This is a genomic window from Janthinobacterium sp. BJB401 (assembly GCF_013372745.1).
Taxonomy (GTDB): domain Bacteria; phylum Pseudomonadota; class Gammaproteobacteria; order Burkholderiales; family Burkholderiaceae_D; genus Janthinobacterium; species Janthinobacterium rivuli.
Genome location: NZ_JABXFH010000032.1, coordinates 1 through 15,155, shown reverse-complemented (window position 1 = coordinate 15,155; position 15,155 = coordinate 1). Strand labels below are relative to the sequence as shown.

General features: G+C 60.5%; 10 protein-coding genes and 1 tRNA gene. 4 read left to right on the top strand and 7 right to left on the bottom strand.

Annotation, left to right across the window (positions count from 1 at the left end):
- Positions 1 to 6: 6 nt before the first annotated feature.
- The 4 genes from HWE17_RS19280 to HWE17_RS19265 form a co-directional block, all read right to left on the bottom strand.
- Positions 7 to 2,664, bottom strand: a complete 2,658-nt coding sequence (locus HWE17_RS19280; protein ID WP_176389843.1) for a TonB-dependent receptor — start codon at positions 2,662 to 2,664, stop codon at positions 7 to 9.
- Positions 2,665 to 2,944: 280 nt separating this feature from the next.
- On the bottom strand, positions 2,945 to 3,523 hold the full coding sequence (locus HWE17_RS19275) for a putative toxin-antitoxin system toxin component, PIN family (RefSeq protein WP_176389842.1): 579 nt from the start codon (positions 3,521 to 3,523) through the stop codon (positions 2,945 to 2,947).
- Positions 3,523 to 3,987, bottom strand: a complete 465-nt coding sequence (locus tag HWE17_RS19270) for a helix-turn-helix domain-containing protein (protein WP_035823639.1) — start codon at positions 3,985 to 3,987, stop codon at positions 3,523 to 3,525. The genes HWE17_RS19275 and HWE17_RS19270 overlap by 1 nt, the downstream gene beginning before the upstream one ends.
- Positions 3,988 to 4,138: 151 nt before the next feature.
- A tRNA-Arg gene (locus HWE17_RS19265) sits at positions 4,139 to 4,214 on the bottom strand.
- A gap of 199 nt (positions 4,215 to 4,413) precedes the next feature.
- On the opposite strand from HWE17_RS19265, the gene HWE17_RS19260 reads away from it, so the two are divergent.
- The gene (locus tag HWE17_RS19260) at positions 4,414 to 4,974 is read left to right on the top strand and encodes a cytochrome c5 family protein (RefSeq protein ID WP_035823637.1); all 561 of its coding nucleotides are present in this window, start codon (positions 4,414 to 4,416) and stop codon (positions 4,972 to 4,974) included.
- 138 nt (positions 4,975 to 5,112) lie between these two features.
- Here HWE17_RS19260 and HWE17_RS19255 read toward each other — a convergent pair whose 3' ends face one another.
- The 3 genes from HWE17_RS19255 to HWE17_RS19245 all read right to left on the bottom strand — a co-directional run bounded on the left by HWE17_RS19255 (position 5,113) and on the right by HWE17_RS19245 (position 10,177).
- Positions 5,113 to 7,182, bottom strand: a complete 2,070-nt coding sequence (locus HWE17_RS19255) for a M13 family metallopeptidase (RefSeq protein WP_369681752.1) — start codon at positions 7,180 to 7,182, stop codon at positions 5,113 to 5,115.
- A 181-nt stretch (positions 7,183 to 7,363) separates the two neighbouring features.
- Positions 7,364 to 9,439 (bottom strand): M13-type metalloendopeptidase, encoded by a 2,076-nt coding sequence (locus tag HWE17_RS19250; protein WP_176389841.1) that lies wholly within the window; start codon positions 9,437 to 9,439, stop codon positions 7,364 to 7,366.
- A 153-nt stretch (positions 9,440 to 9,592) separates the two neighbouring features.
- Positions 9,593 to 10,177 carry a hypothetical protein gene (locus tag HWE17_RS19245; RefSeq protein ID WP_176389840.1) on the bottom strand — a complete coding sequence of 195 codons (585 nt, stop codon included), beginning with the start codon at positions 10,175 to 10,177 and terminating at the stop codon, positions 9,593 to 9,595.
- Between the two features lie 324 nt (positions 10,178 to 10,501).
- On the opposite strand from HWE17_RS19245, the gene HWE17_RS19240 reads away from it, so the two are divergent.
- The 3 genes from HWE17_RS19240 to ybaL all read left to right on the top strand — a co-directional run.
- Positions 10,502 to 11,944 (top strand): S41 family peptidase, encoded by a 1,443-nt coding sequence (locus HWE17_RS19240; protein WP_176389839.1) that lies wholly within the window; start codon positions 10,502 to 10,504, stop codon positions 11,942 to 11,944.
- A 175-nt stretch (positions 11,945 to 12,119) separates the two neighbouring features.
- Complete coding sequence (locus HWE17_RS19235) at positions 12,120 to 13,241, top strand: beta-ketoacyl-ACP synthase III (protein WP_176389838.1); 1,122 nt, start codon at positions 12,120 to 12,122, stop codon at positions 13,239 to 13,241.
- Positions 13,242 to 13,450: 209 nt separating this feature from the next.
- Positions 13,451 to 15,155, top strand: a 1,705-nt coding sequence (gene ybaL, locus HWE17_RS19230; protein ID WP_176389837.1) for a YbaL family putative K(+) efflux transporter, incomplete at its 3' end; no start/stop codon positions are given.

Here is a 15,155-nt window from a genome sequence, read left to right as displayed (position 1 = left end):
ATCAAGCTACATCTTCCAGCGCAGTGATACGCCAACTGTCCGGTCATAGCGGCGCGTATCGCGCGCATACACGCCCGGCTCGTTCCAGTAATCCTTGAACTTGGTGTCGAGCAAGTTATTCCCGTCGAGGGTCACGGTGAACTGGTCGTTGATCTTGTACGACAGCGAACCGTCGAGCTGGGCCGTGGCCGCCACTTTCAAGTCCAGGCCAGGGCCGCCCTGGTTGTAGCTGTCGATGAATTTCGAGCGCCAGTTGTAGGCCAGGCGGCCCGACCAGGCGTCTTTTTCGTACAGCACGACCAGGTTGTAGGCATAGCGCGAGACGCCCGTGATGGCATGGCTGCCCGTCTCGTCATCGGTAGTGCCGCTCATGTAGGTGCCGTTCGCCTGCAAGCCCAGGCCGCTCAACAGGCCCGGCAAGCCGTCATAAAACTGCTGGTAGCCAATTTCCAGGCCCTGCAACTTGCCGGCGGCCGTGTTGTACGGGCGGTCCACGTCATAGGTCTTGCCGGCGATGGTTTCGCTGGAAATGCGTTGCTGGATATAGCCGTCGAACTTGTGGTGGAACACGGTGGCCGTGACGGAACCGGCTGGCGCGAAATACCATTCCAGCGCGGCATCGACATTGTCGCCCGTGACCGGTTTCAAGTTCGGATTGCCGCCCGCGCCCGTCGCCTTCACCGTTTCCGTCGAGTTGACCAGAGCCACGCCAGGGTTCAGCTGGGAAAAGCCCGGACGGCTGATGGTGCGGCCCGCAGCGAAGCGGCCGACCAGGTCCGAGCGCAGCTTGATTTTCAAGGCCACGCTCGGCAGCACGTCGGTGCTGGCCGTGTCGCTGATGACGGGCGTGTAGACGCCATCTTGCGAACTGTTGCCTTGCAAGCTTTGCTCGGTACGCACGACGCGCACGCCCAGGGTGCCATCGACGGGGTAGGCGCCCAGCTTGAAGGCGACCTTCGCCTTGGTATAGATGGAATACGTCTTTTCCGTGTCCTTGAAGAAGGAGCCCGGATCCATGGCGCGCGCGGTACTGCTGCCCGTGACGGCTTCGCGGATGGTGCCCGTGTTATTGAGCAGGAAGCTGGCGCACGGCGTGTACCACTGCTTCAAGCCATAGTCGGGTCCGCCGCTGGACATCGGTTCCGACAGGCAATTGAGGCCCGGAATCGACGTGACGCTCTGACGGCTGAACGGAAACGCGGCGCCGGACACGTCCGGTGCTTCCGCATTGCCCTCGAAGCTCTTGATCGATTCGGCTTCGCGCTTCACGCCGCGCAAGCCGACGCTGATTTCCTTGAAGATGCCGCCGGCGCTCGGCGTGTACGCCAGGTCGGCGCGCACATCGTTCGAGCTGCCCTGATCCCGGCCGTAGCGGTCGAAAAAGCCCTTCAAATAGTAGTTCGACGGGTCTTGCAAATCGACACCCGTGTAGTCGACGTGCAAGGTGCCGTTCTGGTTGGTATTGATGCGGGCATTCGGCACGACGGTAATCGCGTCGAGAATCGGGTTGCGCCAGGCATAGGTGCTTTTGGTGCTGGCCACTTCCGACGTGAAACGCCATTCCGGGTTGATATCCCACAAGCCACCCACGGCAAACTGATGCGTCTTCGTCTGGTTCTTGTTCGCCTGCGTCGACATGATGGTGTTGACATTGGTGGACGTGAGCGTTTGCAGCTGGTCGGTGCCGGGAATTTTTGTTGCCGACACGGGCGTGCCCCACCATGGCAAGCCGACGAAGTAATCGGACTCGGCATCGAGCAGGAAGCGCGTGGCCATGCCTTCCGCATACAGTTCGACGTCGGCGTTCGGGCGCCATTGCAGCACGGCATTGGCGGTCGTGCGGCGGCGGTCGCCCTTGATCGGCAGCAAGCCCACCTGGTCCGGCCCCGTCAAGCCAGGCAACAGGAAACTTTTATCCACGGGCGCCGTATTGAATGCGCGCTCTTCATGGTAGCGGTGCTGCTGTTGCGACAAGCCCAGCAGCGCGCCCACTTCGCCGATGCCCGTCTTCCAGCGGTTAGCCACCATGCCGCTGATGTTCGGGTCGGTGGCCTTGGATTTATCGCTGTAGACGGCGCGCGTATTCACGCTGGCGGTAAACTCCTTGAAATCGAAGGGGCGATTCGTGCGCACGTCGATGATGCCGGCCACGCCGCCTTCGACCTGGTCCGCGCCCTGCGACTTGTACACGTCCACACGCTGCAGCATGGTGGCGGGAATGTCGGCCAGGTTGACGTAGCGGCCCGTGGTGGTGAACAGTTCGCGGCCGTTGAGCAGGGTCGTGACATCGCGCAAGCCGCGGATCATGACGGCGCTCGCTTCGCCCGAATCGCGGCGGATCTGGATGCCGGAAATGCGCGCCAGCGTCTCGGCCACGTTGTTATCGGGGAATTTGCCGATATCATCGGCCACGATGGAATCGATGACCTGGTCCGAGCGCATCTTGATCTGCTGGGAATTCTGGGCCGAGCGGCGCACGCCGCTGACGGTCACGACCGACACTTCCGCAGCAGGCTCGGCACCGGCATCGGCAGCCACCGCATCCTGCGCCCACACTGAAGCCGTGCTCAGCAAGCCAATACCGGCCAATGCCGCAACGGCTGCCTTCAAGGTGAATGGACGAGGGGAAGTGGCCGCGAGCGGGCCGGTGGCGTTGCGCATCATGAATCTCCAGATATTGTATTGATATTTTTTGTATCGCTTGCATGTCGTTCGCATGCTCGGCGTTTATCTTAGGGGCTGGGCGATAATCTCTCCAATCAATTTTTCCACTGTTTCGATATCAATTTTGATATCGGCGGCTGGAAGGACTTTGGAGGTTGTAAACAGACAACGGCAGGGGCGTCAGGGACGTTTCAGGCAGGGCGGTGCCTGAAAAAAGCAGTTCAAGCCTCAGGAAAACGCAGGCAGGTATTTCAAGGGTGGCGGAGCGGTGGAGCGGAGGCTAGAGCAAGGCAATCGCGGAACGCAGCAACTTGCCCAGTTGCGGCAAGCCTTGCGCTTCGTAGGTGGCAATCAGTTCGGCGGCGGATCTGGGCGGTTTTCGCAAGCGTGCCCGGTTTTCCTTGACGACACTGAGCATGCGTATCGGCGCGAGTTCATACTGCGCTACCAAAAAATCATCGGGGTGCAAGACTTCAATGTTGTGCCCTCGCATGATCGCGTCTGGAAAGTCTTTGAGATTGAATGTGACGATAGCGTCTGCATGCCCCACGATGGCTGCCGCCAACACGTGCCGGTCGTCGGCATCGGGCAAGACCAAGGCATCAATCAGATATTCGTATGACTCGATTACGCCGTCCTCCACTGCCTCGGCCATCAGCGCGCTGGTGCGCGCCAAGGCCGAAGGGTCCAGATCAGGCCGCTTGAGCAGCAAGTTGCGCTGCCACTCCTCCTGTATCTGCGCAGTCCAGCGTGCGCTGAAGATACCGTCCGCCGCCAAACTCAGCAATAAATCGCGCAAGGGTGCCGGGTACAACACACAGGCATCGAGGACGGCAGTGTAACGGTAGTATCCGGCCATCAGTACCCCAGTTCAAGCTCCTGCGCCTGATCTGCCAAGGCCTGCAAGGCCTGTTGCGAACGCCGTTTGCGCTCATCCTTGTATTGCACCACATCCTCAAAGCGCAACCGGCGGTGCGTACCCACCTTATGATGGGGAATCTTCCCAGCTTCCAGCAGGCGCACCAGATAAGGCCGCGACATATTCAAATACATCGCCGCTTCCTGCGTCGTCACATCATGTTCCTTCGGCATGACCGTCACGGCCTTACCTTGCGCCAGGGTACCCAGGACATCGGCAAACAGGCGCAACACATTCGGCGGCAAGCGCAGCAAGGGGGCATCGCCCAAGTCTTGCGCTCCCTCTTCCAGAACGGCAATCTGCACGGCACGCGAATGATCCAGCGCACTGACCAGGCAGCGCTGCGCCGCTTTCGCCAGTTCCAGATCTTCTTTATTTTCCAGACGATCGATTACATTCGACATGGCATTCCTCCCTGCTTTTCATTCAAGCTTACGAGTCAAACGCAATAAACGCAACCAAAATAGTATAACAATATGTGCAGGGACAAGCACGGGCAAGCCATCAACTGCGAACAGAGGGGAAGAATAATTGAGGAAACGACGAGGGACATCTTGGTGCGGCTGGCGGGGATCGAACCCACGACCCTTGGCTTCGGAGGCCAATACTCTATCCACTGAGCTACAGCCGCGTAGGGGGAATTTCTGAAGTGATGCGAAGGATACCGTTTTTCTTTACCTACGTCTACGGAAACTGTCGTATCGCTGGCAATTGCATGTCACTGCTCAATTTTTGTGCCTATAATTGTGGGTTTCATAAAGGTTTACATCCAAGCATGTAAAAATGCTACCTTACACGGCCATCAGTTTCAAATCTGGACTAAGGACATCATGAGCGACGCACATAACGAACAACAATCAGCGATCAAAACGCCTAAACAATTGCTTGCCGCCGTAGCTGGCTTCTTCCTCATCACCGTCATCGGCATCATCCTGCTGGTGCAGTTCGTCACGGCGCAAAAACTGACGGGCGCCGGTACGGACAGCCAGTCGCCGGAAGCCATTGCCGAGCGCCTGAGCCCGGTGGCCAATGCCGGCTTTACCTTCAAGGATGCCAGCGGTCCGAAAGTGCTGCAAAGCGGCGAAGCCGTGTACACAGCGACCTGCGTGGCTTGCCATGGCGCCGGCGTGGCCGGTGCGCCGAAATTTGGCGACGCGGGCGGCTGGTCGGCCCGTCTGGCCCAGGGTTACGATACGGTCCTGAAACACGCCATCGAAGGCTTGCGCGCGATGCCGGCCAAGGGCGGCAATCCGGACCTCGACGATGTGGAAGTGGCGCGCGCCGTCGTCTACATCGCCAACGCGTCGGGCGGCAAGTTCAAGGAACCGGAAGTGCCGGCACCGGCCGCTGCCGCTGATGGCGCTGCTCCGGCAGCCGAGCCTGCCAAATAATTCAGCCAGCGCGCTGAACCAGGAACCGCCCGGATGGGCGGTTTTTTTTCGTCCGCAGTTTGTGCCAGATCACACGGCGTAAAAAAGCCGCCCGGCTTGATAGCGGGGCGGCTCGGTGCTAGTGCGTCAGCACTGCTGTTACCACATGATGACGCGGTCTTTCGGCGGCAGATACATCTTGTCGCCCGGTTTCACGTCGAAGGCTTGATAGAAGCCGGGCTGGTTGCGCATGGTGCCGTTGGCGCGGAACTGGCCTGGCGAGTGCGGATCCGTTTTCAGTAAGACCAGTTGCTGCGCTTCACGCATTTTCATGCGCCATACCTGGGCAAAGCCCGCGTAGAAGCGCTGCTCGCCCGTGAAACCGTCGATGACGGGGGCTTTCTTGCCGTTCAGCGACAATTTGTATGCTTTGTACGCGATTGCCACGCCGGAATTGTCGGCGATGTTCTCGCCCAGGGTCAGTTCGCCGTTGACGAAGTGGCCTTTCACCGGGCTGAAGCTGTTGTACTGCGCCACCAACTGCTTGGTTTTCTTGGCGAAGTTTTTATGGTCAGCCTTGGTCCACCAGTCGCGCAGGTTGCCGTCGCCGTCGTACTGGGCGCCCTGGTCGTCGAAGCCGTGGCTGATTTCATGGCCGATCACGCCGCCGATGGCGCCATAGTTGACGGCGTCGTCCGCGTTGGCGTCGAAGAACGGCGCTTGCAGGATGGCGGCCGGGAAGACGATTTCGTTCAGTTCCGGGTTGTAATAGGCGTTCACGGTCTGTGGCGTCATGCCCCACTCGTCGCGGTCGATAGGCTGGCCCAGCTTGTTCAATTCGCGGTTGTAGTTCAGCAAGTGCGAACGCTGGATGTTGCCGATCAAATCGTCCGGCGCCACCGTCAGGCCCGAGTAATCGCGCCATTTGTTCGGGTAGCCGATCTTGGTGGTGAACTTGGCCAGCTTGATCTGCGCCTGTTTCTTGGTGACCGGGCTCATCCAGTCGAGCTTGTCGATGCTTTGCTGGTAGGCCGTCATCAGATTTTTCACCAGCGCTTCCATGCGCACCTTGCGTTCGGCCGGGAAATATTGTTCCACGTACAGCTGGCCCACGGCTTCGCCCAGCGCGCCTTCGACGGCGCCCACGCCGCGTTTCCAGCGCGGACGCATTTCCGTCACACCCGTCAGGGTGGTGCCATAGAAAGCGAAGTTTTCATCGACATACGCTTTTGGCAGATAGCCGGCGTTAGCGTGCAGCAAGTGCCACTGGAAGTATGCTTTCCACGTGTCCAGCGGCGTCTTGTTGGCGATCTCGGCAAAGCCTTTCAGATAGCTGGGCTGGCTGACGATCACATAATTGACCTTGCCGGCAATGCCCGTGTCCTTCAGGTAACGGGCCCAGTCGTAGCCTGGCGCCACGCTGGCCAGTTTCGCCAATTCCACCTTGTTGTAGGTCTTGACGGGATCGCGGTTCTGCACATTGCTCCATTGCGCCTTGGCCAGTTCCGTTTCCAGCGCCAGGATGGCCTTGGCATTGGCGGCGGCATTCGCGTCGCCAGCCAGGCTGAGCATTTTTTCCACGTGGGCCAGGTATTTGGCGCGCGTATCGGCCTTGCCCGCTTCCAGGTAGTAATCGCGGTCAGGCAAACCCAGGCCGCTTTGCACGATGTCGGCCACGTATTTGGTGGAATCCTTGGCGTCCTGGTGGATGCCGAAGTCGTAAGGCGAAGTCACGCCCAGCTTGCTGAAGTGGGCAATCACGGCTGGCAATTCCGCCTTGTCCTGCAGCGCGGCGATCTTCGCCAGTTCCGCGTTCAATGGGCTCAAGCCCAGGCTTTCCAGCTTGGCTTCATCCATGAAGCTGTTATAAAAATCACCGATTTTCTGTGCATTCGAACCGGCCGCGCGGGCTTTGTCAGCGGCGGCGCCTTCGACGATGCCGCGCAGCTGCGTTTGCGTATCATCAGCCAGCTTGGCAAAGCTGCCCCAGCTCGACTTGTCGGCAGGAATCACGGTTTCCGCCAGCCATTTGCCATTCAGGTGCTGGAACAGATCGTCCTGCGCGCGCACGGCAGGATCGACGTATTCGACGGCGATGCCGGACGTCAGCGCCGCGGCGGCGACGGCCGTGGCGGGAGCGGCTTTCTTGGCGCTATCAGCGGCGCCAGCCATGCCGGACACGCCGGCCAGCAAACTCAGGGTCAATGCACTTAACAAATAACGATTCACGATTGTCCTCTATATTATATTGTGTGGAATATAAGGGTCAGAAGGCCCAAGGCTTCTGGCCCGGTTTTTGACTGTAGCATACCGGCCGAAACGACAGAAAAAACTTTGACCAGAATGCAAAAAAGACCACGCAAGTGGTCTTTTTTGTTGTGACAAGATAACGTTTACATGGATATGACGTTTACCAGATGATCACGCGGTTTTCCGGGGCAACATACATCTTGTCGCCCGGTTTCACGCCAAACGCTTCATAGAAACCAGGCTGGTTGACCATGGTGCCGTTCGCACGGTACTGGCCCGGCGAATGCGGATCGGTCTTGATTTGCACGATCTGCTGCGCTTCGCGCATCTTGCTGCGCCAGACCTGGCCAAAGCCCATGTAGAAGCGCTGGTCGCCCGTCAAGCCATCGAGTACGGGCGCCGGCTTGCCGCCCAGCGAAATCTTGTAGGCTTTATAGGCGATCGCGACGCCCGAGTTGTCGGCGATGTTTTCACCCAGGGTCAGCGCGCCGTTGACGTTGTAGCCCGGCAATGGACTGTAGCCATCGTATTGCTTGGTCAGCGCGTCGGCCTTGGCGGCGAAATTCTTGCGGTCGGCCGGGGTCCACCAGTCGCGCAGGTTGCCGTCGCCATCGGACTGGCTGCCCTTGTCGTCGAAGCCATGGCTGATTTCATGGCCGATGACGGCGCCGATGGCGCCATAGTTGACGGCGTCGTCCGCGTTGGCGTCGAAGAACGGCGGCTGCAGAATCGAGGCCGGGAAGACGATTTCATTCATCGTCGAGCTGTAATAGGCGTTCACCGTTTGCGGCGTCATGCCCCACTCTTCGCGGTCGATCGGCTTGCCCAGCTTGGCCACCTGGCGCGCCGAAGCGAAATTCGCCGCGCGCATGATGTTGCCCACCAGGTCACCCTGGACGATTTGCAGCTTCGTGTAATCGCGCCATTTGTTCGGATACGCGATCTTCGGCGTGAACTTGGCCAGCTTGGCTTGCGCTTCCTTCTTGGTTTCCGGGCTCATCCAGTCCAGGGTGTCGATGCTGTCCTTGTAGGCGGCCAGCACGTTTTTCACCAGTTCCTGCATGTGCGCCTTGCGCTCCGCAGGGAAATATTGCGCGACATACAGTTTGCCGACGGCTTCGCCCAGCACGCCTTCGACGGCGCCCACGCCACGCTTCCAGCGCGGCTGGTTTTCCGTCACGCCACTGAGTACCGTGCCATAGAAGGCAAAGTTCTCGTCGACGAAGTTTTTCGACAGATAGCTGGCATAGCTGTTCAGCAACTGCCATTCGAAGTAGGCTTTCACGGTGTCCAGGTCGCTTGCGGCCAGTACCTTGTTGTAGCCGGCCAGGTAACTCGGCTGGTTGACGATGACGTAATCGACCTTGTTGGCGATGCCCAAGGCAGCCAGGCTGGACTTCAGGTCGTAGCCGGGAGTGAGCTCGTTGAGCTTGTTGATGTCGGTCTTGTTGTAGCGTTTCACGGGGTCGCGGTTCTCAACCTTGGTCCATTGCACTTCGGCCAGGGCCGTTTCCAGCGCAACAACAGCCTTGGCGCGGGCGGCGGCATTCTTGTCGCCGGCCATGGCCAGCATTTTTTCCACGTGCGCCTGGTATTTTTCTTTCACGCCAGCCTGCTTGGCTTCCAGGTAGTAATCGCGGTCAGGCATGCCCAGGCCGCTTTGGCTCACATACACGGCGTATTTGGTGGAGGCGCGGGCATCCTGGCCCACATACACGGCGTACGGGGTCGACACGCGCGCCTGGCTCAGGTGGGCGATCAGGGCGGGCACGCCCTTCTTGTCGCGCAGCGAGCGAATGCGGTTCAATTCGCCGGCCAGCGGCTTCGTACCCAGCGCATCGAGTTTGGCTTCATCCATGTAACTGGCGTAGAGGTCGCTGATTTTCTGCGCTTCGGAACCGGCTTTTTTGTTTTTGTCCTGTTGCGTAGCGACGATGATGCCGCGCAATTGTGGCGTCGTGTCATCGCGCAACTTGGCGAACGAACCCCAGCTCGACTTGTCGGCAGGAATCTCGGCCGTGGCCAGCCACTTGCCATTCAAATGGGTGAAGAAATCGTCCTGCACGCGCACGGCGGGGTCGATGTACTGCACGTCGATGCCGGAAACGACGCCAGCGGCGGCAGGTGCGGCGCTTGGAGCCACGGTCGGGGCGGCAGCGGCGGATACGGGTTCGGCGGCATGGGCAAACGCAGCCAACAGGGTCAGGGTCAGACTGCTCAAGAGATAGCGATTCACGGATTGTCCTTATGGGGCATGTCAAAAAGACCGGGCGGATGGCTTCGGGCGGATAGCCTGCCGCGCCAGGCGCTGCAGGAATGTAGCACGTGAGCATGCCATTTGACCATCCTTGCCCCCGGACTGTCCCCTTGGTTGCCCCTTGGTTGTCCCTTAGTTGCCGGGCAACGTCATGCCGGCGCCGCCGCTACCCATGCTCACACCCGCGCCGCCCATTCCTCCCTTGCCGCCCTTGCGCCCGCCATGCTCGCCACCGGGCGCGCCGTGCGATTCACTGCGGGGTGCGGCGGCGTCCATCACGCGCGCCATCTGGCCGGCGATGAACTGGGCCACCATCTGGCGCTGGTGCTCGTCGAGGGCATCGTTGACGCTCAGCCACCACTCGCGCAGCTGCTTTTCTTCAGCCAGGCTCTGCGTGCTTTCCGTATCCAGGCCGGCAAGCAAGTCGCGCAGCTCCAGCCGGGGCGTTTGCAAACCCTGCGTCACGCCCGCTTGCAGGCGTTCGCGGCGCGCCTTGCGTTCGCGCAACAGTTGGCGCGATTTCCCTTCCACCTGTTGCCACAAGGTGCTTTGATTCGCATTGAGCTTCAATTCGGCCTTGAAATCGGGCGCCATCGGCAGCAAGTCTTCCAGGCGCATGTCGGCAATCGGCACGGCCGAGGCGGTCAAGGCGGTGGTGCCCAGCAGCAAGGCCAGGCTGAAACGGCGCATGGCGGAGAAAAAGGTCAACGAGGTCATGCAGGCTCCGGATAAAAAAAAGCCTGCGTCCGTGGACGCAGGCAAAACCACTTCGGGTCGAGAATGCGAGTCCACTATAGGGCCGCGGCACACGCTTTTTTTCGACTCTTACAAATGCTTACTCCCCTCAAGAGTAACTATACATCGCATACAAAACCGCAACATATGGCAAGCTGGCAGCCCCGTTTTCGCGCGTAGACTGGGTCCAGGCACGCTTTTTCCATGGCCGGCCCACGCCAGTAGAGATTCAGGTCTATACTTTCAACAAAGCGCCGCTCCACGGGGACTGGCGCTTGTGCAAGACACGCTAGCTGCAAAGGTGCAATGATGGGCAAACTCAAAAATACCGGCTTGATCGGCCTGGGCGTGGTGGCCGGCGTCGCCGTGTCGCTGCAATTTTCCGCCATGGCGCAAAAAAACGTCGAGCCGCCACTGCCGCTGGAAGAGTTGCGCCAGCTGGCCGATGTGTTTGGCCTGATCAAGTCCGATTACGTGGAACCCGTCGAAGACAAGAAGCTGCTGGAAGACGCCATTTCCGGCATGGTTGCCTCGCTCGACCCCCATTCCGCCTACCTCGACAAGAAAGCCTACGCCGAACTGCGCGAAGGCTCCGAAGGCAAATTCGTCGGCCTGGGCATTGAAATTGGCCTCAGCGAAGACGGCTACATCAAGATCGTCTCGCCCATCGAGGATTCGCCCGCCTACCGCGCCGGCATCAAGGCTGGCGACCTGATCACCCGCCTTGATGGCCAGCCCGTGAAGGGCGTCAGCCTGGACGACAACGTCAAGCGCATGCGCGGCGAACCGGGCACCAAGGTGTCGCTGACGATTGCCCGCAAGGATGAACCGCAGCCGCTGGCCTTCACCATCACGCGCGAGGAAATTCATCAAAAGAGCGTGAAGGCGAAGATGGTCGAGCCGGGCTACGCCTGGCTGCGCGTATCGCAATTCCAGGAACCCACCGTCGACGACATGGCCGCGCAGATCACGGCGCTATATCAACAAGATCCGAACATCAAGGGCATGGTGCTGGACCTGCGCAACGATCCGGGCGGCGTGCTGCAGGGCGCCATCGGCGTCTCGGCCGCCTTCCTTCCGAAGGACGCGGCCATCGTCTCGACCAACGGCCAGCTGCCGGACTCGAAACAGGTGTTCTACGGCCGCGCCGAATACTATACCTTCCGCTCGGAAGGCGACGCGCTGGCGAAATTGCCGGCCGCCATCAAGAAAGTGCCGCTCGTAGTGCTGGTCAACACGGGTTCGGCCTCGGCCTCGGAAATCGTCGCCGGCGCCCTGCAGGATTACAAGCGCGCCACCATCATCGGCACGCAAACCTTCGGCAAGGGTTCCGTGCAAACCATCCGTCAATTGACGGCCGACACGGCCGTCAAGCTGACGACAGCCCGCTACTACACGCCGAACGGCCGCTCGATCCAGGCCAAGGGCATCGTGCCCGACTTGCTGGTTGATGAAAATGCGGACGGCGACGGCCTGAACGGCTTGCGCATCCGCGAAGCGGACCTGACCAAGCACCTGAGCAACGACCGCGACAAGGAAAGCACCAAGGCGGCCCCCGTCAACGACGAGATGGAAGAGCAATTGCGCATCATCGCCCTGGAAAAGACCCGCAAGCCGCTGGAATTTGGCAGCAAGGACGATTTCCAATTGCACCAGGCGCTGAACCACCTGAAAGGTTTGCCGGTGCAACTGGCCAAGGCCGAACCGGTGGTGGTGCAAGCCGACGTCAAGAAAGAACAGAAAAAGTAAGCAGTACCGACGGGGGGCGCCATGCCCCCCGGTCAGCCGTCCACGCGACATAAATCAATCTTCCGCCACACTTCCCCTGCCCCGCAACACGAAACTCTCTACAGTCGAGCCTGTTTGTGTAAAATTTGCTTCACTTATCGGCGCCACGTCGATTGCCAAATTTGAAAGTTTAACCATGAAACAAGTCGTCATCAGCGGTACCGGACTGTACACGCCGCCATTTTCGATCTCCAACGAAGAGCTGGTCACCTGCTTCAATGCCTACGCGGAAAAATTCAATGCCGACAACGCCGACGCGATCGCCGCGGGCACAGTGACGGCGCTGGATCTGTCGAGCGTGGCCTTCATCGAAAAGGCGTCCGGCATCAAGTCGCGCTTCGTGATGGAAAAGGAAGGCATCCTCGATCCGGCGCGCATGGTCTCGCGCATTGCGGAACGGGGCGATGACGAACTGTCGCTGCAGGCGGAAATGGCTGTCGCCGCCGCGCACGATGCGCTGGCCCGCGCCGGCCGCACGCCGGCCGATATCGACATGGTACTGGTCGCTTGCAGCAATATGCAGCGCGCCTACCCGGCCATGGCCGTGGAAGTGCAGGATGCGCTGGGCATCGATGGTTATGGTTTTGATATGAACGTGGCGTGCTCGTCCGCCACCTTCGGCATCCAGCAAGCCGTGGCCGCCGTGCAAAGCGGCCAGGCGCGCGCCGTGCTGGTGTTGAATCCCGAAATCACCAGCGGCCACCTGAACTGGCGCGACCGCGACAGCCATTTCATTTTCGGCGACGCCTGCACCGCCATCATCGTCGAAGCAAAAGACACGGCCGTGTCGCAGCATCAATTCGAGATCATCGGCACGGAACTGAAAACGCGCTTCTCGAATGCCATCCGCAACAATTTCGGCTTCCTCAACCGCTTTGACGAATCCGGCGTGGGCCAGGCGGACAAATTGTTCCGCCAGCAAGGCCGCAAGGTCTTCAAGGAAGTGTGCCCGATGGCGGCCGAGATGATCAAGGCGACCCTGGCCAAGGCCGGCGTGGAAGTGGCGCAAGTCTCGCGCTACTGGCTGCACCAGGCCAACCTGAACATGAATTTGCTGATCGCGCGCCTGATCCTGGGCCGCGACGCGCAAGAGAACGAAGCGCCCGTGATCCTCGACACCTACGCCAATACCTCGTCAGCCGGTTCCATCATCGCCTTCCATAAATATCAGGATGACATGGCGGCGGGCGCCACGGGCGTCATCTGCTCGTTCGGCGCCGGCTATTCCATCGGCTGCGTGGTCGTGCGCAAGCTCTGAGCGCATGGGTGTAACATCGCCTGACTCCTGAATTAGGCGATGTTCGAGGTGGATGACATGCGTTCGCGGCCACCTGGACGAAGATATAGCACAGGTTTTTTGCAATAAAGCCGCAGGAAATTTTCCGGCAGGGGCTTTGATGCGTTTATACTTGGTCGCTGAGCAACATCTTTTTCTATCCGCACGTCCCCATAAGGAACCCCACACGCATGCCCCATGACATCAGCCTGATTACCACCATCGCCGCCGCCCTCGGGTTCGGCCTCATCTTCGGCTTCATCGCCGCGCGCCTGAAACTGCCGGCACTGGTCGGCTATCTGGCCGCCGGCATCATCATCGGACCGGCCACGCCCGGTTTCGTGGCGGATGCGGAAATAGCGGGACAATTGGCGGAAATCGGGGTGATGCTGATGATGTTCGGTGTCGGCCTGCACTTTTCCATTGAAGACTTGTGGGACGTGCGCAAGATCGCGCTGCCCGGCGCCATCCTGCAGATCGGTGTCGCCACGGCGATGGGCATGGGACTGGCGCACTGGTGGGGCTGGACCCTCGGTGGCGGACTGATCTTTGGACTGGCCCTGTCCGTGGCCAGTACCGTGGTGCTGCTGCGCGCGCTGGAAGAACGGGGCATCCTCGACTCCCTCAATGGCCGCATCGCCGTCGGCTGGCTGGTGGTGGAAGACCTCGTCACCGTGCTGGTCCTCGTGCTGCTGCCGGCGTTTGCCGGCGTGCTGGGCGGCAAGGTCGCGCCGGATGCCGAGGCCGTCAGCCTGTGGCAAACCCTGGCCGTGACCTTGGGGCAAGTAGCCGGCTTTATCGTCTTCATGCTGGTGGTCGGCCGCAAGCTGTTCCCATGGATCCTGTGGCAAGTGGCGCGCACCGGCTCGCGCGAGCTGTTCACCCTGTGCGTGATCGCCGCCGCCGTCGGCATCGCCTACGCTTCGACCAAGCTGTTCGGCGTGTCGTTCGCGCTGGGCGCCTTCTTCGCCGGCATGGTGCTGCGCGAATCCGAACTGAGCCACCGCGCCGCGGAAGAGTCGCTGCCTCTGCGCGACGCGTTTGCCGTGCTGTTCTTTGTTTCCGTCGGCATGCTGTTCGAACCGAACATCCTCATCGACAAGCCCCTGCAAGTGCTGGCCGTGTGCGCCATCATTATCTTCGGCAAGTCGATTGCCGCCTTTTTGCTGGTGATGGCGCTGCGTTATCCGCCGAAAACGGCCATCATCGTCTCGGCCAGTCTGGCGCAGATCGGCGAGTTCTCGTTCATCCTGGCCGCGCTGGGCCTGTCCCTGGGCCTGATGCCGCTGGAAGGCCAAAGCCTGATCCTGGCCGGCGCCATCCTGTCCATCGCCCTCAACCCGCTCGTCTTCAGCATGGCCAAGCCGCTGCTGCGCGTGATGAACAACAGCGATTTCGCGCGCAAGTTCGAGCGCACCACGGATCCGCTGGCCGAGCTGCCGATGACGGTGCCGCAGGAAAAGCTGTCGGGCCAGATCGTCCTGGTCGGCTACGGCCGCGTGGGCCGGCGCATCGCCGCCGCCCTGATGGAACGGGGCATCCACTTCGTCGTGGCCGAGGAAAACCGCGAAATCGTCGACCAGCTGCGCAAGCAGGGCATTCCGGCCGTGGCCGGCAATGCGGGAGAACCGGCCGTGCTGATCCAGGCGCACATCACGCACGCCACCATGCTCGTCATCGCCACGCCGGACACCTTCCACGTACGCGCCATGATCGAGACGGCGCGCGCGCTGAACCCGAGCATCATGACGGTGGTGCGCACGCACAGCGAGGAAGAGGCGGAATTGCTGCGCGCGGAAAACGCCGGCAAAGTGTTCATTGGCGAGCACGAGCTGGCCAATGGCATGGCCGAACACGTGCTGCAGAGTTTTGACGCGGCGAAGAAGGGGCATGGCC